This window comes from Delftia sp. GW456-R20, assembly GCF_001622915.1.
Taxonomy (GTDB): domain Bacteria; phylum Pseudomonadota; class Gammaproteobacteria; order Burkholderiales; family Burkholderiaceae_C; genus Comamonas; species Comamonas acidovorans.
Genome location: NZ_LWCN01000004.1, coordinates 86,837 through 106,174, shown reverse-complemented (window position 1 = coordinate 106,174; position 19,338 = coordinate 86,837). Strand labels below are relative to the sequence as shown.

The 19,338-nt window shown below is 68.6% G+C and carries 18 protein-coding genes; 11 read left to right on the top strand and 7 right to left on the bottom strand.

Annotation, left to right across the window (positions count from 1 at the left end; all coding sequences use genetic code 11):
* The first annotated feature begins 73 nt into the window (after positions 1-73).
* Complete coding sequence (locus tag A4F85_RS06240; RefSeq protein ID WP_063326033.1) at positions 74-787, top strand: hypothetical protein; 714 nt, start codon at positions 74-76, stop codon at positions 785-787.
* A gap of 40 nt (positions 788-827) precedes the next feature.
* Here A4F85_RS06240 and A4F85_RS06235 read toward each other — a convergent pair whose 3' ends face one another.
* From A4F85_RS06235 to A4F85_RS06215, 5 genes are all read right to left on the bottom strand, one after another.
* On the bottom strand, positions 828-1,493 hold the full coding sequence (locus tag A4F85_RS06235) for a molybdate ABC transporter permease subunit (RefSeq protein ID WP_063326032.1): 666 nt from the start codon (positions 1,491-1,493) through the stop codon (positions 828-830).
* Positions 1,494-1,528: 35 nt separating this feature from the next.
* Positions 1,529-2,269: a molybdate ABC transporter substrate-binding protein gene (gene modA / locus A4F85_RS06230; protein WP_063326031.1), complete on the bottom strand. Its 741-nt coding sequence runs from the start codon at positions 2,267-2,269 to the stop codon at positions 1,529-1,531.
* A gap of 194 nt (positions 2,270-2,463) precedes the next feature.
* Positions 2,464-3,192, bottom strand: a complete 729-nt coding sequence (locus A4F85_RS06225; RefSeq protein WP_063326030.1) for a DUF4198 domain-containing protein — start codon at positions 3,190-3,192, stop codon at positions 2,464-2,466.
* Positions 3,193-3,386: 194 nt separating this feature from the next.
* Positions 3,387-5,303, bottom strand: a complete 1,917-nt coding sequence (locus A4F85_RS06220; RefSeq protein ID WP_063326029.1) for an AMP-binding protein — start codon at positions 5,301-5,303, stop codon at positions 3,387-3,389.
* A 4-nt stretch (positions 5,304-5,307) separates the two neighbouring features.
* Positions 5,308-6,324 (bottom strand): Bug family tripartite tricarboxylate transporter substrate binding protein, encoded by a 1,017-nt coding sequence (locus A4F85_RS06215; RefSeq protein WP_063326028.1) that lies wholly within the window; start codon positions 6,322-6,324, stop codon positions 5,308-5,310.
* Positions 6,325-6,447: 123 nt separating this feature from the next.
* Here A4F85_RS06215 and A4F85_RS06210 point away from each other — a divergent pair, with 123 nt between their 5' ends.
* From A4F85_RS06210 to A4F85_RS06185, 6 genes are all read left to right on the top strand, one after another.
* Positions 6,448-7,398 carry a LysR family transcriptional regulator gene (locus A4F85_RS06210; RefSeq protein ID WP_063326027.1) on the top strand — a complete coding sequence of 317 codons (951 nt, stop codon included), beginning with the start codon at positions 6,448-6,450 and terminating at the stop codon, positions 7,396-7,398.
* A 55-nt stretch (positions 7,399-7,453) separates the two neighbouring features.
* On the top strand, positions 7,454-8,035 hold the full coding sequence (locus A4F85_RS06205) for a TetR/AcrR family transcriptional regulator (protein WP_063326026.1): 582 nt from the start codon (positions 7,454-7,456) through the stop codon (positions 8,033-8,035).
* 114 nt (positions 8,036-8,149) lie between these two features.
* Positions 8,150-9,250: an alkene reductase gene (locus A4F85_RS06200; RefSeq protein WP_043823061.1), complete on the top strand. Its 1,101-nt coding sequence runs from the start codon at positions 8,150-8,152 to the stop codon at positions 9,248-9,250.
* Positions 9,251-9,328: 78 nt separating this feature from the next.
* Positions 9,329-9,961, top strand: coding sequence for a hypothetical protein (locus A4F85_RS06195; protein WP_063326025.1), 633 nt, complete (start codon positions 9,329-9,331; stop codon positions 9,959-9,961).
* 37 nt (positions 9,962-9,998) lie between these two features.
* Positions 9,999-10,583, top strand: a complete 585-nt coding sequence (locus tag A4F85_RS06190; protein ID WP_063326024.1) for a flavin reductase family protein — start codon at positions 9,999-10,001, stop codon at positions 10,581-10,583.
* Positions 10,584-10,624: 41 nt separating this feature from the next.
* Complete coding sequence (locus A4F85_RS06185) at positions 10,625-11,455, top strand: SprT-like domain-containing protein (protein WP_063326023.1); 831 nt, start codon at positions 10,625-10,627, stop codon at positions 11,453-11,455.
* On the opposite strand, the gene A4F85_RS06180 is transcribed toward A4F85_RS06185, so the two are convergent.
* Both A4F85_RS06180 and A4F85_RS06175 read right to left on the bottom strand, forming a co-directional pair.
* Entirely contained in the window at positions 11,456-12,889 is a 1,434-nt protein-coding gene (locus A4F85_RS06180; protein WP_063326022.1) for an ATP-binding protein, read from the bottom strand.
* Complete coding sequence (locus tag A4F85_RS06175) at positions 12,889-13,653, bottom strand: response regulator (protein ID WP_013802320.1); 765 nt, start codon at positions 13,651-13,653, stop codon at positions 12,889-12,891. The genes A4F85_RS06180 and A4F85_RS06175 overlap by 1 nt, the downstream gene beginning before the upstream one ends.
* Positions 13,654-13,805: 152 nt before the next feature.
* On the opposite strand from A4F85_RS06175, the gene A4F85_RS06170 reads away from it, so the two are divergent.
* Genes A4F85_RS06170 through A4F85_RS06155 form a run of 4 tightly spaced genes read left to right on the top strand, consistent with a single transcriptional unit; the run spans position 13,806 to position 19,295 of the window.
* Positions 13,806-16,121, top strand: a complete 2,316-nt coding sequence (locus A4F85_RS06170; protein WP_063326021.1) for a TonB-dependent receptor — start codon at positions 13,806-13,808, stop codon at positions 16,119-16,121.
* A 14-nt stretch (positions 16,122-16,135) separates the two neighbouring features.
* Positions 16,136-17,347 carry an ABC transporter substrate-binding protein gene (locus A4F85_RS06165; protein ID WP_063326020.1) on the top strand — a complete coding sequence of 404 codons (1,212 nt, stop codon included), beginning with the start codon at positions 16,136-16,138 and terminating at the stop codon, positions 17,345-17,347.
* Positions 17,344-18,432, top strand: a complete 1,089-nt coding sequence (locus A4F85_RS06160) for a FecCD family ABC transporter permease (RefSeq protein ID WP_082848127.1) — start codon at positions 17,344-17,346, stop codon at positions 18,430-18,432. The genes A4F85_RS06165 and A4F85_RS06160 overlap by 4 nt, the downstream gene beginning before the upstream one ends.
* Positions 18,429-19,295 (top strand): ABC transporter ATP-binding protein, encoded by an 867-nt coding sequence (locus A4F85_RS06155; protein ID WP_231890456.1) that lies wholly within the window; start codon positions 18,429-18,431, stop codon positions 19,293-19,295. The genes A4F85_RS06160 and A4F85_RS06155 overlap by 4 nt, the downstream gene beginning before the upstream one ends.
* The last annotated feature ends 43 nt before the right edge of the window (positions 19,296-19,338 follow it).

Genomic DNA, 19,338 nt, shown 5'->3' with positions numbered 1-19,338 from the left:
CAGCCGTTGTTGTGGCGCTCCTGGCACAGCAATGTTCTGGTGGCGTCATTTTTCGGCTTTAGGATGGCGGGCCATGCGCAATTCCCACCCCCTTTGGACGGCAGCAGCCCTGGGCCTGGCAGCCTGTCTCGGCACCAGCCCGGCCCATGCAGCCCGGCCCATGATCACGGACGATGCCCGCATCGTCGATGCCAAGTCCTGCCAGCTGGAAAGCTGGGTCAAGTCCAAAAAGGACAGCACGGAGTTCTGGGCGCAGCCGGCCTGCAATTTCACGGGCAATCTGGAGCTGACGCTGGGCGCGGCACGCACGCGAGAGGACGGCAGCAGCCGGACCACGGATGTGGTGATCCAGGGCAAGACCCTGTTCAAGGAACTGCAGCCCAATGGCTGGGGCTGGGGCCTGGCCGTGGGCAATGCGCGGCATCCGAATGACGAGGGCCAGGGCCGGGGGGATCTGTACGCCTATGTGCCCGTCACGTTCTCGCTGCGCGATGACCGGCTGTTCTTCCACACCAACGTGGGCTGGCTGCGCACGGCGCAGGCGCATCGCAACCTCATGACCTGGGGCCTGGCCACCGAGGCTCAATTGAGCCAGAGCACCTGGCTGATTGCCGAGACATTCGGCCAGAACCAGGGCAAGCCGTTCTACCAGATGGGCCTGCGCTACTGGCTGGTGCCTGGACATGTGCAGATCGATGCCACCTACGGCAATCGCGCAGGCAGCAGCACGCAGGAGCGGTGGTTTTCCATCGGCCTGCGGCTGCTGTCTTCGCCGTTCCTGCCCTGAGTCCTTTCCAGCTTGCGCCCTGCCCGGCCCTGCCCGCTGCTCACAGCGCGCCAAACCGCCTGAGCACCATGAAGGCCGCCATGGCCACCACGCCCAGCATCAGAGAGAGCTGATTGGCGCAGGCCAGATTGCCATCCAGCACGTTGTTGTAGATGGCCAGTGACAGGGTTTCCGTCCGGCCGATGATGTTACCGCCCAGCATGAGCGACAGGCCGACCTCGCCCAACGCACGGCCCCCCGACAGGATCAGGCCGGCCGCAATGCCGCGCCGGGCCAGCGGCAGCTCGATGCGCCAGAACACCGACCAGGGGCGGTGCCCCAGCATGGCCGCCGCCTCCAGCAGGCGTGGAGAAGTGCCTGCAAAGGCGGCCTGCGTGGGCTTGACCATGAGCGGCAACCCGGCAATGAAGGCCGCAATGACCAGGCCCGTTTGCAAAAACACGATGTCGGGCTGCAGCACGGCAGGCAGCAGTTGGGTGACCAGCCCTTGCCGGCCCAGCAGCACCAGCAGGCCATAGCCCAGCACGATGGGCGGAAACACCAGCGGCAGGCTGACCAGTGCATCGACCAGCTGGCGCCCCGCAAACCGGCGCCGTGCCAGCAGCCAGCCCAGGCCTGCGCCCACCAGCAATTGCAGCATCAGACTCCAGGCAATGACATGCGCGGTCAGGGCCAGCGGCGCCTGGGCGCAAACGGAGGCGGGCATGGAATGTCAGCTGCCAGCAGGCAATGGGTGGCCCATCAAAGGCCGTGCCGCTCCAGCACCTGGCGGGCCTGCGGCGTGGCGATGAAGTCCAGCAGCGCCTGCAGTTGCGGCGATGAGGCGCGGCCCTTGAGCACGGCCAGGCTCAGTTCGATGGGCGGATGGCAGCTGGCCGCCACCGGCACGCTGGCGCCCACGCGGTCTTTCAGGGCCAGGGCCTCGGTCTTGTTGACAAAGCCTGCGTCCACCTCGCCGGTGGTCACATAGGCGCTGACCTGGGGCACCGTGGCCACTTCGACCAGGCGTTCGCCCAGCGCCTGCGCCAGGCCCAGGCGCTCCAGGCAGATGCGCGCCGCGTTGCCGTACACGGCCTTGCTGCGGTCGGCGACGGCAATGCGCTTGAATTCGGGCCTGGCCAGGTCCTGCACGCTTTCCAGGCGCTGGCCGCGCGCTGCCACCAGCACCAGTTGGCCCTGGCCCAGCGTGATGTAGCGCTCGGCCAGTTGCATGGGCTCGACAAAGGCGCGGTCGCCAATCAGCACGGCGATCTCGGGGTTCTGGCGGGCCTGGGTCTCGATCTGCTTCATGTTGCCAAAGCTGGCCTCGGCGCGAATGCCCGTGGCCTGGCCGAAGGCCTGCAGCAGTTCCAGCACGGGCTTGCGGTAGCCGGCGCCAGCGGCCAGCAGCAGGCCTTCATCGGCATGGGCCAGGCTGGCCGAGCCAGCCAACAACAGCGCCAGGAGCGGCGCCAGGCCGCGGGACAGTATGCGTTTGAACATGGATTTCCTCCTCTAGAACGTGGCGTTGAAGCCCACGCCCTTCTCTTTACGAAATATTCAATCGTATACGACGAATCCCGTACCCACCCATGTGTTCCTACTGCAGCGCCCATAAAAAAGCCTCCATGCATGAGGCATGGAGGCCAGCAGGCATGGCTGCCTGCGTCTCGGGCCAAGGTGTCTGGCCGCAGCGCTTACTTGTTGGGCTTGGCCGCAGGGCCGGCAGCGATGGGCGCCACGCCTTCGGGCTTGACGTAGGTGACCGAGGTCACGTAGTGCACACCGTCGTATTTTTCTGCGCCGTTCGGGCCGGTGCGCTCACCGCCGCTGCGCTCGTCGTGCGTGGCTTCGGCCACGTAGGTGCCCTTCCAGGGCATGGCGAACTGCACCAGGCCCTGCTCGTCGGCATGGGCTTCCTTGCTCCAGCCCGATTGCACGGTCAGAACCACCTTGGCCTTGGGCAAGGGCTGGCCCTTGTAGATGACCTTGAACTCGCCGGCCTTGCCCGAGGGCACCACATCCAGCGTGAGGCGCGGGGCCTGGGCAGCAAAGCCGGTGATCAGGCGCGCGGCCGGGTGGTACCAGTTGCGCAGTTCCTGCTCGCCCTTCTTGCTGGTGTACAGCGGGTAGCCGGCATCCTCGGCCACGATGCTGTCGCCCTGGCCGGCCTTGAAGGGCAGCGCAAAGCCGGTGCCGGTCTTGCGGCCATCGGCGGCCTTCTCGCCCTGGGCAGACACCAGGGTGGCCACGGGCTTGCCGAACTTGTCGAGCAGGCCCGGCGATGTCTCGCGCAGGTTGTCGCCGAATTCGCCAAAGCGGATCACGGCGGTTTCGCCAGCCGGCTGTTCCAGCCAGATCTGGTGGGCCTGGCTGGCGCCGCTGGCGGCCAGGAGTGCGGAGACAAGAACCCAGTGTTTCTTCATTGCAGCTTCCTCAAAGGACAAAAAAACAGCCATCGGCGCCACAACGGGCCGACGGCATGAACGTGCTTGGGGAGTGGGGTGCGGCCGCATGTCGCCCCATTGGTTATTGAATGCGAATGGTTTGCATTCTATGCGCATTGCACACCACCCCGGCGCAGTTCACCAGGTGGCTGCAATGGGGTCCGGCCCAGCGTTCAGGCGGCATCCTCGATTCGCACCGGCTCGCCCGTGAAGGCCAGCGCCTTGGCGGCCTGCTCCCAAGGGCTCCGGTCAGCCGCCCTGGCCGGGCGCAGCACAAAGCCCTCGCCTTCCGCATGCGTGGTGCTGGCCGCGGGCGGCAGCGGCAGGCCCATGCGCTCATGCGCCTGGGCCACCAGGGTGCGGGCGTAGATTTCTGCGGCCATGCTGCGCAGGCGCGGCTTGTAGACCTTGCCCACGTTGGTGGTGGGCAACGCATCGATGATGCGCACATAGCGCGGGCGCGCGGGCGCTTCGTCCACGCCGGCTGCGGCAAAGGCCAGCAGTTCGGTCTCATCGGCCTGGGCGCCGGGGTGGAGCGCGACAAAGGCCACAGGCACCTCGCCCGCATAGGCATCGGGCGCGCCCACGGCGGCGCAGGCCTTGACGGCGGGATGGCGCTCCAGCGCCTGCTCTATCACCTGCGGATCGATGTTATGGCCGCTGCGGATGATCACGTCCTTGGAACGCCCGCGCAGCCGCAGCAGGCCATCGTCGCCGACCGAGCCCAGGTCGCCCGTGATCAGCCAGCCGTCATCGGTGAGGTAGCTGGACGGCTCAATGCCGCCCAGGTAGCCGGAAAACAGGTTGGGCGACTGGAACACCACCATGCCGGTTTCGCCGGGCGCCGCTTCCTGGTCCGATGGCCTGCCGTCCGGCCCCATGCGGCGCACGGCCAGGCGCGCAAACGGCAGGCGCAGGCCCACATGGCCCGCCGCCGCGTGCAGGCCGGGCGGCGTGATGGTGGAGATGCCCGTCATCTCGGTCATGCCCAGGCTCTCGTGCACATGGAAACCGCTGTGCGCCTTGAAGCGCGCCGCCACCTCGGGCGACAGCGGCGCGGCGCCCGTGCGGAAGTAGCGGATGGAGGACACATCGGCCCCCTGCAGCGGCACCTCCACCAGCGCGGCCAGCACCGTGGGCACGGCCGACATCAGCGTGGGCTTCCACTGTGCCGCCATCCGCCAGAAGCCGGCAATCACGGCCTTGTTGCGAAACAGCCCCGTGGTCGGAATGATGACGTGGGCCCCGGCCGAAAAGCAGGCCAGCGAGCCCGGCAGCACGCCCGCCACATGGAACAGCGGGTAGCCGTTGATGGTGCGGTCGGCCGTGTTCAGGCCCTGCATCTGCACGCTGGCCCAGGCGGTGTAGACCTGGGCGCCATGCGTCTGCACGGCGATCTTGGGCGCACCCGTGGTGCCCCCGGTATGGAAGTAGGCCGCCACGTCGCCGGCCTGGGGCTGGCGCCCGCTCACCAGCCGGTCGGAGGGCTGGGCGGCCAGGGCGGCATGCAGATCGCTGGCGGGCCAGCGCTGTCCATCCCCCCGGGGAACCCGACCTTCATGCGAGACCCAGAGCACATGCGCCAGATCCGCATCCAGCGCCGTGACTTTCTCGCGGATGCCGGCATCGTCCTCGTCCGCCCACGCGATCAGAAAGCGCGCGCCCGTGGTCCGCATCAGGGCAGAGATCTTCTCGGCACTCAGCAGCGGATTGATGGGCTGCACGATGCCCGCCGCCTCGCCGCCCCACAGCGCAAAGTGGTACTCCATGCAGCCGGGCAGCAGGATGGCCACCGTGTCGCTGGCGCCCATGCCCAGCGCATGCAGGGCGTTGGCCGTCTGGTGGATCTTGCCCAGCAGTTCGGCATAGCTCAGGTGCCGGGCGTCATCCACGCTGCCGGCCTGGGGCAGAAAGCTCAGCGCCCTGCCCTGGCCGTGCTCACGCGCGGAGTTGCAAAAGAGGTCGTAGACCGTTTGCGCCATGATCAGCCCGGCCATGGGCTGGCTTTCGATGGCCTCCACATCGGCCAGAGAACGCACGGCCCGCAGGGGCCGGAACATGGATTGCGCAGGGATAGGACTCATGGCCATGGGCTCACTCCGCGCCCAGGCCGTTGGTGCGCACCACCTCGCCCCAGCGCGTGTAGTCGCTGCGGATCAGGGCCTCGGTGTCCTGGGGGTTGAGGTAGGCGGCCGCCACGCCGATCTTCTCGAAGCGGTCGCGCACCTCGTCGGTGGCCAGCAGCTGGCGCGAGGTGGCGCTGAGTTTGTCGATGATGGCGCGCGGTGTGTCCTTGGGTGCCACCAGGCCGCCCCAGGACGATGCCTCATAGCCGCCAAAGCCCTGCTCGGCCATGGTCTGCACGCCGTCCAGCGCCTTCACGCGCTGCGGCGTGCCCACCGCCAGCGCCCTCAGCCGCCCGCTGCGGATATGGGGCAGCGCCGACACCATGTCCGCATAGATCACCGGCACCACGCCGCCCAGCGTGTCGTTCATGGCGGGCGCGCTGCCCTTGTAGGCCACGTGCTGCATGGTGTGCAGCTTGGCGGATTTCATCAGTTCCATGCTCAGGTGGCCCGAGCTGCCCGCTCCGGAGCTGGTGTAGTCCAGCGTGGCGGGCTGCGCCTTGGCGTACTGGAACAGCGATTTGAGGTCCGTCACCTTGGGCAGCGACTGCGCATTGACCGCAATCACATTGGGCAGGTCATAGATCTTGGTGACCGGGGCGAAATCCGTGGCCGGGTGGAACTTGACGTTCTTGAAGAAATGCGGCGCCATGATGGTGGGCGTGACCATCATCATCAGCGTATAGCCGTCAGGCGCTGCCGTGCGGAACTGGCCCGCCGCCACCGCGCCCGATGCGCCGGGCTTGTTCTCTATCACCACGGGCTGGCCCAGCTGGCGCGCCAGCGCCTCGGCGTAGACGCGCGCCGCGCCATCGGTGGGTCCGCCCGGCGGGAAGGGAACGACCAGGCGAATCGGCCTGTCGGGCCAGGCGCCGGTATCGGTATTGGCCTGCGCCGCGCCGCACAGCGATGCGAACGCAGCCACGCCGATGGCGCCCAGCGCCATTCCCTTGGCCAAAGCCTGTCTTTTTGTGATGCCTGCCATCTTGTCTCCTTGAATGTTTATGTGTTCTGGCTGGCCCATTCTGCCCAGCGCACCCTCTTTGACAATGGCGGCGGCGGTTGACATCATGTCAAACAATATTGACACCCCCTTGGACTGCAGCGCATGGATCTCCTGGCATTCAACATCCTTGTCCAGATCATCGAGCACGGAAACCTGAGCCAGGCGGCAAAGTTCTTGAACATGTCGCGGGCCAACGTGAGCTACCACCTGGCCCGGCTGGAGAAGTCCCTGGGCGCATCGCTGCTGCGCAGAACGCCCCAGGGCGTGGAGGCCACCGAGGTCGGCCAGCGCATCTACCGCCATGCGCGCAACATCCTCAACGAGACCGAGCTGGTGCGCGAACTGGCCCAAAGCAGCACGGACGACATCTCGGGCAAGATCGGGCTGAGCGTGCCCACCGGCTACGGCCACCTGGTCATGGCGCCGTGGCTGATCGAGTTCAAGCGCGCCCATCCGCAGGTGGTGCTGGACATCCGCCTGGAGAACTTCATAGACAACCTGCTCAAGGACAGCGTGGACATCGCCATCCGCGTCATGTCCGACCCGCCACCCATGCTGGTGGCGCGCGACATGGGGCCGGTGCGCTACAGCCTGTGCGCCTCCAGCGACTGGCTGCGCAGCCACCGCTTGCCGGAGACCCCGTCCGAGCTGTCGCGCACGCCGCTCATCACATCGGGCGGCGAAAGCGGCAAGGTGCGCCTGCAGATTGCGCGGAACGGCCAGCCGCTGGAGGAGCTGGACATCACGCCCACGCTGATGTCGCGCAGCTACCCTTTCCTGTGCGACTGCATCACCGGCGGCCTGGGCGTGGGGCTGGTGCCCGACTACATGGTGCGCCGCCAGGTGGAAGATGGCCGCGTCGTGCTGGCCATGCAGGACCACGAATTCAGCATCAACCAGGGCCGCATGTTCATGCTGTACATGCCCAACCGCTTCCAGTCCGGCGCCGCCCGGGCCTTGATCGACTTTCTGAGCGACAGGATGGGCCTTGCGCGCATCATCCGGCCGGGTGACTTGCCCGACACGGCGCAGGCCTTGCGACCGCCGGAATGACGCGGGAACAAAGTTTGTAGACGACTGGTCGGTTTTTGCGTTAGACTTCGATCCCATGAAGAAACCCGCACAGGAAACACGCCAGCACATCCTTGATGTGGCCAAGGCGTTGATGACCCAGAAAGGCTATACGGCCGTCGGCCTGGCCGAGGTCGTCGCGGCTGCGGGCGTGCCCAAGGGCTCCTTCTACTACTACTTCAAATCCAAGGAAGAGTTCGGCCAGGCCCTGCTGCAGGAGTATTTCGACGAGTACCTGACCAAGATCGATGCGCTCATGGAGACGCCCGATCCGGCCATCTCCCGGCTGATGACCTACTTCCGCCATTGGACGCAGAACCAGTGCTCGGCCCATGCAGGAGGCCAGTGCCTCGTGGTCAAGCTGGGCCCCGAGGTCTGCGACCTGTCCGACGACATGCGCTCGGTGCTGCGCACCGGCACCGACGCCATCATCACCCGGCTGACCGACTGCGTGCGCGCCGGCCAGGCCGATGGCTCCATCACATCCGATCTGGACGCGCCTGCGCTGGCCGAATCGCTGTACCAGCTGTGGCTGGGCGCCTCCCTGCTGTCCAAGCTGGGCCGGCATGAGGAGCCATTTGCCGCAGCCCTTGTGTCCACGAAGCGGCTGCTGGGCTGAGCAGGCCTGACCGCCGCTTTTTATTTGCCTTGTTTGTAGACGACTGGTCAACTTCAAAACCTACACCTCTTACCCATCCCTCTTCCTTTTGTTCAACCACCACCACTGCACACCATGACCGACCACAGCCTTCACACCGATCTGTTCTCCCCCACCCAACTGGGCGGCCTGTCGCTCGCCAACCGCTTCGTCATGGCCCCGCTGACCCGCAGCCGCGCCGGTGACGACGGCGTGCCCACCGAACTGCACGCCGCCTACTACGCCCAGCGCGCTAGCGCGGGCCTGTTGATCAGCGAAGCCGTCAACATCTCCGCACAGGGCCGGGGCTACAACCTCACGCCCGGCATCTGGACCGAGGAACAGGTCGCCGGCTGGAAGAAGGTCACCGACGCCGTGCACGCGGCCGGCGGCAAGATCGTGGCCCAGCTGTGGCACGTGGGCCGCTACTCGCACGTGGACCTGCAGCCCGGTGGCGTGGCCCCTGTCGCCCCCTCTGCCATCAAGGCCGAAGGCGTCACCTTCACGCCCAACGGCGTGGCCGAGGTATCCATGCCCCGCGCCCTGGAAACGAGCGAAATCCCCGGCATCGTCGAGCAATACCGCCATGCGGCCGAATGCGCCAAGCGTGCAGGTTTTGACGGCGTGGAAGTGCACTCGGCCAACGGCTACCTGCTCGACCAGTTCCTGCGCGACTCCACCAACCACCGCAGCGACGCCTATGGCGGCAGCATCGAAAACCGCGCCCGCCTGACGCTGGAAGTCACCGACACCGTGGCCAAGGTCTGGGGAGCCGACCGCGTGGGCATCCGCCTGTCGCCCGTCACGCCCAACGCCGGCAACACGCCGCTGGACAGCGATGTGATGGCCCTCTACGGCTACCTCATCCCTCAGCTCAACCGCTTCGGCCTGGCCTACCTGCACGTCGTGGAAGGCGCCACCGGCGGCTCGCGCGAACTGCCGCCCGGCGTGGACCTGGACGCGCTGCGCAAGCTCTTTGACGGCGCCTACATGGGCAACAACGGCTATGACTTGGAACTGGCCATGGACCGCCGCGCCAAGGGCCTGATCGACACCGTGGCCATCGGCCGCCCCTTCATCGCCAACCCCGACCTGGTGGCCCGCCTGCGCCATGGCAAGGAACTGGCCGTGGCGCCGCACGAGGCCTACTACGGCGGCGGTGCCCAGGGCTACACGGACTGGCCAGTGGCCGCCTGAGCCGGCCATCCGCCCCACGATCTGCGGCACACTGGCTGACCTGCGTCCTCATCGAATGACCAAGCGAAAGACCAAGCCATGCAACTGCTGATCGTGGGCGCCACGGGGCTGGTGGGCAGCCAGGTGCTGCAACAGGCCCTGGCCGACAGCCGCATTACCCGCGTCGTGGCCCCGGTACGCCGGGCGCTGCCGGCGCATCCCAGGCTGCTCGCCCCCATCGTCGATTTCGAGCACCTGCCCGAAGACGCCGACTGGTGGCGGGCCGACGCCCTGGTCTGCACCCTGGGAACCACCATCAAGACAGCCGGCAGCCAGCCGGCGTTTCGGCGTGTGGACCATGACTATCCGCTGCTGGCCGCACAGCTGGCGCGGCGCCATGGCACAGCCACCTATGTGCTGAACTCGGCCATGGGCGCCGACGCCGGCTCGCGCATCTTCTACAACCGCGTCAAGGGTGAGCTCGAGCGTGACCTGCAGGCGCAAGGCTTTGCCTCCCTCACCTTCGTGCGCCCCGGCCTGATCAGCGGCCCGCGCACCGAACACCGCGCGGGCGAGCGCTTCATGGTCGGCGTTCTTGGCGCCCTGGGCCCGCTGCTTCCCCGGCGCTGGCGGCTCAACCCCGCGCACCGCATTGCCCAGGCCTTGATAGAGGCTGCTGTCAACGCCAGGCCCGGCGTCCATATCGTGGGTTCCGAGGCGCTGGCCGAGTGAACACCATGCACAGTCAAGAACCTCTCAGAAAGCTCGCATGAACCCGCATATCGCCCCGGTCGATCTCGCCAAGTCCTACCGGCTGATCAACCACGGCCCCACCGTCCTGGTCTCGGCCCGCCACGGCGGCGTGGACAACGTCATGGCCGCAGCCTGGTGCTGCGCGCTGGACTTTGCGCCCCCGAAGCTCACCGTGGTGCTGGACAAGGCCACGGCCACGCGCGCCCTGGTCGAGCAAAGCGGCATGTTCGTGATCCAGGTGCCTACGGCCGCCCAGTTGCAGCTCACGCACCAGGTCGGCACGCACACCCTTTCCACCGATGCCGGCAAGCTCGCCGCCAGCGGCGTTCAGCTGTTCGGCATGGAAGGGTTCGACCTGCCCTTCGTGGACGGCTGCGCCGGCTGGCTGGCCTGCAGGCTGATCCCCGAGCCCCACAACCAGCAGACCTACGACCTGTTCATCGGCGAGATCGTGGGCGCCTGGTCCGACACCCGCGTGTTCCGGGACGGCCATTGGCACTTCGAGGACGCCGACCCCGCGCTGCGCAGCCTGCACTATGTGGCGGGTGGGCAGTTCTATGCGATTGGGCAGGCGTTGAACGTGCAGGACGGATCGCCCTGAAACTCGCCAATGGCGGCATGGCTGTATTGCACAATCCAGCCATGCTCTCGGCCACTGCCTCCTCCCTTGCCTCTTCCATTGCCTCTGCGCGCGCAGTCCCCACGCGCGAAACCTATTCCGAACTGCAGCAGGCCTACGAGCACTTCAACCAGCGCCTGTTCGACGATGCCCTGCCCCATTGCCTGATCACGCTGCAGCGCGAAAAGCGCACCTGCGGCTATTTCTCTGCGGCGCGCTTTGCGTCGCTGGATGGCAGCACCACGGACGAGATTGCGCTCAACCCCGCCTACTTCGCGGCCGTGCCCATCATCGAGACGCTGCAGACCCTGGTGCATGAGATGACGCACCTGTGGCAGCACCACTTCGGCAAGCCGGGCCGCGCGCGCTATCACAACGAGGAATGGGCGGACAAGCTGGAATCGCTGGGCCTCATGCCCTCGTCCACGGGCCGGCCGGGCGGCCGGCGCACGGGCGACATGATGGCCGACTACGCCATGGCGGGCGGCCCCTTCCTCGCGGCCTGCGAGCAGTTGCTGACCACGCGCTTCCAACTGAGCTGGTACGACCGCTTCCCGGCCATCGAGCATGTGGTCACGGGCCAGTGGAGCATGGCCACGCAGATCCAGGGCATGCAGGGCACCCAGCCGCCCATGTCCTCCGTGCCCGCCCTGGCCGAAGCCGTGCGGCCCGTGGGCACCTCGGTGGCTGTGCCGGGCTCCACCACCGGCGAGACCATGGTGCAGCCCGTCAACAAGTCCCTGCGCGTCAAGTACCGCTGCGGCGGTTGCGCGGCGCCCGTCAATGTCTGGGGCAAGCCTGGGCTGAACCTGATCTGCGGCGATTGCGGCAAAGGCTTCACAGCCCAGGATTGATCAGCGGGCAGGAGTCTTGCGCGGCAGCTCCAGCACCGCCTCCAGCCCGCCCCCCTCCCGATTGCCCAGCACAATGCGCCCGCCGTGCGCCTTGGCCACGGCATCGGCAATGGACAGGCCCAGGCCAAACCCGCCAGAGCCCGCGTTGCGCGAGGCCTCCATGCGGTAGAACGGCTCCAGCACCTGGGCCAGTTGCTCCTGGGCAATGCCCGGCCCCCGGTCCAGCACGTCGATGCGCAGCAGATCGTCGCTGTCACTGATGCGCAGTTCGGCGTCGCGGCCATAGCGCAGCGCGTTCTCCAGCAGGTTCTGCAGGCAGCGGCGCAGGCTGTGGGGATAGCAATCGAGCGGGCGCAGGGCGCGGCCCGTGATGGGGATGTGCACTCCATGCGCCTCGCCCAGGTCCTGGGCCACGCCCTGCACCAGGGCGTTGATGTCCAGCGCCTGGCGCTCGCCGCGCGCATCGGCGCCGGTGAGCATGTCCAGCGTGGCGGTGACCATGGCCTCCATCTCCTGCAGATCGCGGCGGAATTTGTCGCGCAGGGCTTCGGGCTCCAGCATCTCCGAGCGCAGGCGCAGCCGCGTGATGGGCGTGCGCAGGTCGTGCGAGACGGCTGCAAAGAAACGCGTGCGCTCGGCCACGCCATCGGCAATGCGCTGCTGCATGGCATTGAAGGCCTGGGCCGCCTGGCGCACCTCGCGCGGGCCGTCCAGCGGCAGGGGCGGGCTTTTGAGGTCCTTGCCCAGCGCGTTGGCCGCGCTGGCCATGCGTGCCAGCGGGCGCATGGCCAGGCGCACGGCCAGCAGAGCCACCACCACCACCACGATGATGCGCAGCAGGTAGATGCGCAGCACGTAGTCGGCCAACGCCCAATAGGGCCTGACGGGATAGCCGGCCTCGCCCTCCACGGCCTGTACCTGCAGCCACTGGCCGTTGCCCAGGCCCAGCAGCATGCGCACATGGGCCTCTGGCTCATGGGCGGTGAGCAGGGTTTCCGCGCCGCCGTGCAGCTCCAGCGCCAGCAGGTGGAACGGCACGGCCGCGCCCACGCGCCGCGCCAGCACATCGGCCAGCAGATCGCCGGCCATGGCGTCGGCCGCATCGGCGGGAGCGGACGCCAGGTCCTCCATCAGGCGCCGCGCACGGACCGCATCGATCAGGGTCAGCTGGTAGCCCTGCGTGCTCAGCGTGCCCACGGCGGCGGCCCGCGCCTCGGGCGGCAGGGAGGACAGCAGCAGCAGCGAATCGGCGGCGCGCGCGCCCAGCAGGCGCAGCGGCACCTCCAGCAGCTGGCTGCGCCGGCTTTCCCACCAGATGGTGCCCGTCAGCGCCTGGGCCGCCAGCATGCCGGCCACCAGGATCAGGGCCACGCGCCCGGACAGCGTCTGCGGCCACAGGCGCCGCAGCAGCGCGCCGGCCTGCCCCCAAGCCATCACGATGCCTGCGGCACCACGTCGCAGGTCAGCACGTAGCCGGCGTTGCGCACGGTGCGGATCAGGCTGGCCTGACGCGCAGGGTCTTCCAGGTGCTGGCGCAGTCGGCTCACGCAGACGTCGATGGCGCGGTCCTGGGCCTGGCGCTCGCGGCCGAACACATGGTCGGCCAGGTAGTCGCGGCTCAGCGTGCGGTGCGGGTTGCTGGCCAGGGCGCAGAGCACGCGGTAGTCGGACTGGGCCAGCGGCACCAGCACGGCCTGGGGCGAGCGCAGCTCGCGCGCGCGCATGTCCAGCGTCCAGCCGGCAAAGCGCAGCACGGGCAGATGCTCCGGCTCGCTGGCCGGCGCCGGTGCCTGGGCCACGCGGCGCAGCACCACCTTGATGCGCGCCAGCAGCTCGCGCGGATCGAAGGGCTTGGGCAGGTAGTCGTCGGCCCCCATCTCCAGGCCCAGGATGCGGTCCAGCAAGGCGCCGCGCGCAGTGAGCATGACCACGGGGATGTGGGTGCGCTCGCGCAGGCTGCGGCACAGGGCCAGGCCGTCGGTGCCGGGCAGCATCAGGTCCAGCACGATGAGGTCGGCCGCATGCCGGCCCAGCCAGTCCCACATGGCCTGGCCGTCACCCACGGCGGCCGGGCGCATGCCCGAGGCGCGCAGGTAGTCGCACAGCAGCTCGCGGATGTCGGGATCGTCGTCCACCACCAGGATGCGAGGACCCTGGGCGGCCGGGGATGCGGCTGCTGGTGCGCTCATGGATTGCATTGGCGCACGGCGTTTTGTAATGGAATGTTGTGGCGGCGGCCTGTGCAATGGAGCATTGCATTTGCCCGGCGGCCGCTGGCCTGTCTGCGCTGTCGCGTCACTAGAGTCCTGCTCGTCAATAAGAACGATTTTCATTCTAGTGATTCGTCGCCATGTCTTCTCAGCACTCCAGCAGTTTCCCTCCGGCCCTGTCCACCAGCCTTGCGCTGACGCTGGGCGCCTTCTCCACCCTGGCCGTGGCCCAGACTGCGGCCGCTCCGGCATCGCCCCTGGGCACGGTCGAGGTCCGCTCCACGCGTGAGGCGCCGGCCTACCAGCCCGCCGCCGTGCAGTCGCCCAAGCTCACCCAGCCGCTGCGCGACACGCCGCAAAGCATCAACGTGGTGCCGGCCGAGCTGATCCGCGAGCAAAACGCCCAGAGCCTGCAGGAGGTGCTGCAGAACGTGCCCGGCATCACCTTCACCTCGGGCGAGGGCAATCTGGGCTGGGGAGATTTCTTCACCATCCGCGGCTTCTCGGCCGAGCAGGCCATCACCATCGACGGCGTGCGCGACGGCGGCATGGCCAGCCGCACCGACACCTTCAACCTGGAGCAGGCCGAGGTCTACAAGGGCACGGGCTCGGTGGAGTCGGGCGTGTCCGCCGTGGGCGGCAGCGTCAATCTGGTCAGCAAGGAAGCCAGGCGCGACACGTTCTACAACGGCTCGGTGGGTGTGGGCAGCGATGGCTACCGCCGCGCCACAGCCGACCTGAACCGCAGCGTGGGCGAGACCGGCGCCGTGCGCCTGAACCTCATGAAGCACCAGAACGACGTGGCCGGCCGCAACGGGGTGGACTACGACCGCTACGGCGTGGCAGCCTCGTTCGCCCACGGCCTGGGCACTTCCACGCGCACCGTGGTCAACGTCTTCCACCAGGTGGACGACAACACGCCCGATGGCGGCCTGCCCATTCAGCGCGGCACGGGCGGCCAGGTGATGCCGGGCGTGCCGCGCAATGCCTGGTACGGCGCCTCCAACCTCTACACCCAGCAGTCGCGCACGGATATGGTGACGGCCCGCGTGGAGCATGACCTCTCGCCCACGACCACGGTGCGCAACCAGTTCCGCTACGAGCGCTCGGACAACTGGAGCGTGCTGGCGCCCGCGCGCTTCAACAGCGGCAGCAGCAAGAACTCGCTGGGCTATGTGGGCCTGGGCGGGCTGGTGACGGCGCCGGGCGGCATCCTGTCCTATGGCGACTACGGCCTGGTGGACACGGCGGGCGCCAATGCCTCGCTGCGCCTGGCCTCGGTGTCCGTGTCCAAGCGCTACACCATCGCCAACAACCAGACCGATGTGCGCACCAGTTTCGAGACGGCAGGTTTCAAGCACGACCTCACGGCAGGGCTGGAGCTGTACCGCGAGACCTATGGCGACCGCGAGCGCAGCATGGACCTGCCCACGGGCACGCTGGGCTTCGACATGGCCAACCCGGCCACCATCTTCCCGGGCACGCCCACGGTGGTGGGCGCGGGCAGCGCGCGCGCCAAGGTGCAGAACGCGGGCGTGTATGTGAACGACACCATCACCTTCTCGCCGCGCTGGCAGGCCCAGACGGCGCTGCGCTACGACCGCTGGCAGGCGAACAACGGCGGCGCCAGCCGCACGGACGGCGCGCTCAGCGGCCGCCTGGGCCTGGTCTACAAGCCGGCCAGCGAGGGCTCCATCTATGTCTCCTACAGCCGCGCGGCCCAGCCCTCGGCCATGGGCGTGACCACCAACAACGGCGTCTACGGCACGGCCGCCCAGCTGGCCTATGCGCCGGCCCTGTCGCGTACCTGGGAGGCAGGCAGCAAGTGGGACGTGCTGGGCGGGCGCCTGTCGCTGACCGGCGCCGTGTTCCGCACCGAGCTGAGCGAATCGTGGGAGTACAGCCCCGACAGCGTCTCGCCCGTGCGCGCCCTGCCCGCCAAGCGGGTGCAGGGTTTCGAGCTGGGCGCCCAGGGCGAGATCACGTCGCGCTGGTCGGTGTACGCCGGCCTGTCCCACTTGAAGAGCCGCCTCACCAAGGGCGCGAACGAAGGTGCCGAGGCCAGGAACGTGCCCGACTGGAGCGGCAGCGTCTGGACGTCCTTCCTGGTCACGCCCGCCGTCACCCTGAGCTGGGGCGCGCAGTACGTGGGCGAGCGCCGCTATACGGACAACGTCATGGTGGGCGGCCAGAACAATACGTCCAGCACGGTCAACGGCCCCAACGGCGTGCACCCCATCTATGTGTCCGACCACGAAAAAGCGCCCAGCTACTTCGTGCAGAACCTGGCGCTGAGCTGGCGCATCAACCGCCAGCTCACGGCCCGCTTCAACATCAACAACCTCACCAACCGCTTCTACTGGAGCCGCATCGGCGCCTCGCTGGACGGCTTTCAGCTGTACGGCGTGCCGGGCGCGGGCCGCACCTACACGGCGGGCCTGGACCTGTCCTTCTGAGCCGGGGCCATACCATGACATCCACCCAACGTCTCCCCACACGCCGCGCCTTGCTGGCGCTGGCCGCAGCCTGCGCCGCCGCCCTGCTGTCCGCCTCCGCGCTTGCGGCCTCGCCTGCCGGCACCGCTGCCAATGCACCGGCCACCACCGTGGTCGACATCGTCGGCCGCACGGTCGAAATCCCCGCCAAGGTGGAGCGCATCCTGCTGGGCGAGGGCCGCTTCCTCTACGCCCTGGCCCTGATCGAGGGTGATCAGCCCCTGGCCCGCATCGCCGGGTGGCAGGGCGAGCTGCCCTTCGCCGACCCCAACGGCTATGCCGACTACCGGCGCCGCTTCCCGGCCATAGACCGCATCCCGGTCATTGGCCGCACCTCGGAAGACAGCGTCAGCGCCGAGCAATCGGTCTCCACCCGGCCCGACATCGCCATCTTCGGCCTGGGCGGACATGGGCCGGGGCGCCAGAGCGGCCTGGTCAACGATCTCAAGAAGGCCGGCGTGCCCGTGGTCTTCATCGACTTTCGCGCCCAACCCGTGCGCAACACCCTGGCCAGCATGCGCATCCTGGGCAAGGCCGTGCACCGCGAGGAACAGGCCGAGGCCTATGCGCGCTTCTACGAGCAGCACCTGCAGCAGGTGCGCCAGCGCGTGCAGGGCATTCCCACCAGCCAGCGCCCGCGCGTCTTCGCCGAGCTGCTGGCCGGCGTCTGGGACGGCTGCTGCCACACCGTGGGCAAGGGCAACATGGGCGAATTCATCGAGGCGGCCGGCGGCATCAACGTCGCGGCCGGCAAGGTGCCCGGCGCCATCGGCGACATGCACCAGGAAGCCCTGATCGCCGCCGACCCCGAGGTCTACATCGCCACCGGCAGCCGCCCGCAGAGCAACCGCCTCATGCTCAAGGCCGGCAGCGGCGTGGCACCGGCCGACCTATCGGCCAGCCTGCAGGCGCTGACCGCGCGCCCCGGTTTCGAGGTGCTGGGCGCCGTTCGCCAGGGCCGCGCCCACGGCCTGTGGCACAACTTCTACGACGCGCCCACCAACATCCTGGCCATCGAGGCCATGGCCAAGTGGTTCTACCCAGAGCGCTTTGGCGACATCGATCCCCAGGCCACACTGGACGAGATCAACCGCCGCTTCCTGCCCGCCCTGCCCATGCACGGCGCCTTCTGGGGCGATGCACCTGCCAAGGCAGCGGCCACAGCGGCCAGCGGAGCCGCGCGATGAACATGGCCGCCGACCTGCCCGTGGACCTCGCCAGCCCGGCCGCCAGCGCCCCGCCGCTGGCCAGGGGCTACCGGCGCCTGACCGCCCTGCGCGTGCTGGTGCTGGCCCTGCTGGCTGCGGCCATCGTGGGCGCGCTGCTGCTGGACTTCACCACCGGCCCCTCCGGGCTGGCGCTGGACCAGCTGATCGCCACCCTGGGCCATGCCGACCAGGCCCCGCCTGCGCTGCGCGTCATCGTCTGGGACATTCGCCTGCCCTACGCCCTGATGGCCGTGGCCGTGGGCCTGTCCCTGGGCCTGGCCGGCGCCGAGATGCAGACCGTGCTGGCCAACCCGCTGGCCAGCCCGTTCACGCTGGGCCTGTCCTCGGCCGCCGCCTTTGGCGCGGCCCTGGCCATCGTGCTGGACTGGAGCCTGCCCGGCGTGCCCACGGCCTGGGCCGTGCCTGCCAACGCCTTCCTGTTCGCCATGGCCTCGGCCCTGCTGCTGGATCTGGTGGCGCGCTGGGGCGGCATGAGCGCATCGGGCGTGGTGCTGTTCGGCATTGCCCTGGTGTTCAGCTTCAACGCCCTGGTTTCGCTGCTGCAGTTCGTGGCCACGGCCGAGGCGCTGCAGGGCCTGGTCTTCTGGACCATGGGCAGCCTCTCGCGCGCCACCTGGCCCAAGGTGGCCGGGCTGGCCGCCGCGCTGGCCCTGGTGCTGCCGTTCTCGCTGCTCAACGCCTGGCGCCTCACCGCCTTGCGCCTGGGCGAAGACCGTGCCGCCAGCTTTGGCGTGGACGTGCGCCGCCTGCGCCTGGGCGCCCTGCTGCGCATCAGCCTGCTGGCCGCACTGTCCGTGGCCTTTGTGGGCAGCATCGGCTTCATCGGCCTGGTGGCACCGCACATCGCGCGCCGCATGGTGGGAGATGACCACCGCTTCTACCTGCCCGCCGCCGCCCTGGTCGGCGCGCTGGTGCTGTCGCTGGCCTCGGTGGCCTCCAAGACGCTGATCCCGGGCGTGATCATCCCGGTGGGCATCGTCACCTCGCTGGTGGGCATTCCCTTCTTCCTGGCCATCGTGCTGCGCACGCGGGGGCGGACATGAGCACCACCCTGAACACCTCCCTGAATATTCCGCACTTCGCACCCACCTATCTGCCACCTCTCACGCAAGATGGTCTGCAGATCGAGGGTCTCAGCGTCGCCTACGGGCGCCGACGCGTCATCGAATCGCTGGACATCGCCCCGCTGCGCGCCGGCACGCTCACCGTGGTGCTGGGGCCCAACGGCAGCGGCAAGTCCACCCTGCTGCGTGCCCTGGCCGGCCTGGTGCGCGCCCAGGGCAGCATCACGCTGGAAGGCCAGGAACTGCAGCACGCCAGCCTGCCCGAGCGCGCGCGCCGCATCGTCTACCTGCCCCAGGCCCTGCCGGCCGCCGTGCACCTGCGCGTCATCGAATCACTGCTGGCCGCGCGCAAGGCCTCGCCACACACCACGCGCCCGCAGCAGGCCGGCTCCCCGGATGCGGTCACCCAGGCTGCCGCCCTGCTTGAGCACCTGGGCATCGCCCACCTGGCCATGCGCCACCTGGATGAGCTGTCTGGCGGCCAGTCCCAGCTTGCAGGCCTGGCCCAGGCCCTGATCCGCGAACCGCGCGTGCTGCTGCTGGACGAACCCCTGTCCGCCCTGGACCTCAACCACCAGTTCCACGTCATGCAGCTGGTGCGCGAGCAAACGCGCCGCCACGGCATGACCACCTTGGTCGTGCTGCACGACCTGGGCGCCGCCCTGCGCCACGCCGACCGCGTCATCGTGCTCAAGCAAGGCCAGTTGCTGGCCGACGGCCCGCCCGCCCAGGCCATCACCCCCGCCCTGCTGGCCCGCGTCTACGGCGTGCAGGCCCGGGTGGAGCCCTGCTCCCAGGGCCTGCCCCAGGTCATCGTGGACGGGCTGACGGCTGCGGCCTGAGCCCGGTCCCCGATTCCAGATCCATCCGCTTTTTTGGAGATTC

Excerpts from the sequence above, each read along its gene's own strand:
- A4F85_RS06235 (WP_063326032.1), bottom strand. The coding sequence starts at position 1,493 with ATGCCCGCCTCCGTTTGCGCCCAGGCGCCGCTGGCCCTGACCGCGCAT.
- A4F85_RS06155 (WP_231890456.1), top strand. The coding sequence starts at position 18,429 with ATGAGCACCACCCTGAACACCTCCCTGAATATTCCGCACTTCGCACCC.
- A4F85_RS06215 (WP_063326028.1), bottom strand. The coding sequence starts at position 6,324 with ATGGCAGGCATCACAAAAAGACAGGCTTTGGCCAAGGGAATGGCGCTG.
- A4F85_RS06200 (WP_043823061.1), top strand. The coding sequence starts at position 8,150 with ATGACCGACCACAGCCTTCACACCGATCTGTTCTCCCCCACCCAACTG.
- A4F85_RS06220 (WP_063326029.1), bottom strand. The coding sequence starts at position 5,303 with ATGGCCATGAGTCCTATCCCTGCGCAATCCATGTTCCGGCCCCTGCGG.
- A4F85_RS06195 (WP_063326025.1), top strand. The coding sequence starts at position 9,329 with ATGCAACTGCTGATCGTGGGCGCCACGGGGCTGGTGGGCAGCCAGGTG.
- A4F85_RS06175 (WP_013802320.1), bottom strand. The coding sequence starts at position 13,653 with ATGCAATCCATGAGCGCACCAGCAGCCGCATCCCCGGCCGCCCAGGGT.
- A4F85_RS06225 (WP_063326030.1), bottom strand. The coding sequence starts at position 3,192 with ATGAAGAAACACTGGGTTCTTGTCTCCGCACTCCTGGCCGCCAGCGGC.
- A4F85_RS06185 (WP_063326023.1), top strand. The coding sequence starts at position 10,625 with ATGCTCTCGGCCACTGCCTCCTCCCTTGCCTCTTCCATTGCCTCTGCG.
- A4F85_RS06180 (WP_063326022.1), bottom strand. The coding sequence starts at position 12,889 with ATGGCTTGGGGGCAGGCCGGCGCGCTGCTGCGGCGCCTGTGGCCGCAG.
- A4F85_RS06170 (WP_063326021.1), top strand. The coding sequence starts at position 13,806 with ATGTCTTCTCAGCACTCCAGCAGTTTCCCTCCGGCCCTGTCCACCAGC.
- A4F85_RS06165 (WP_063326020.1), top strand. The coding sequence starts at position 16,136 with ATGACATCCACCCAACGTCTCCCCACACGCCGCGCCTTGCTGGCGCTG.
- A4F85_RS06210 (WP_063326027.1), top strand. The coding sequence starts at position 6,448 with ATGGATCTCCTGGCATTCAACATCCTTGTCCAGATCATCGAGCACGGA.
- A4F85_RS06190 (WP_063326024.1), top strand. The coding sequence starts at position 9,999 with ATGAACCCGCATATCGCCCCGGTCGATCTCGCCAAGTCCTACCGGCTG.
- A4F85_RS06205 (WP_063326026.1), top strand. The coding sequence starts at position 7,454 with ATGAAGAAACCCGCACAGGAAACACGCCAGCACATCCTTGATGTGGCC.
- modA (WP_063326031.1), bottom strand. The coding sequence starts at position 2,269 with ATGTTCAAACGCATACTGTCCCGCGGCCTGGCGCCGCTCCTGGCGCTG.
- A4F85_RS06240 (WP_063326033.1), top strand. The coding sequence starts at position 74 with ATGCGCAATTCCCACCCCCTTTGGACGGCAGCAGCCCTGGGCCTGGCA.
- A4F85_RS06160 (WP_082848127.1), top strand. The coding sequence starts at position 17,344 with ATGAACATGGCCGCCGACCTGCCCGTGGACCTCGCCAGCCCGGCCGCC.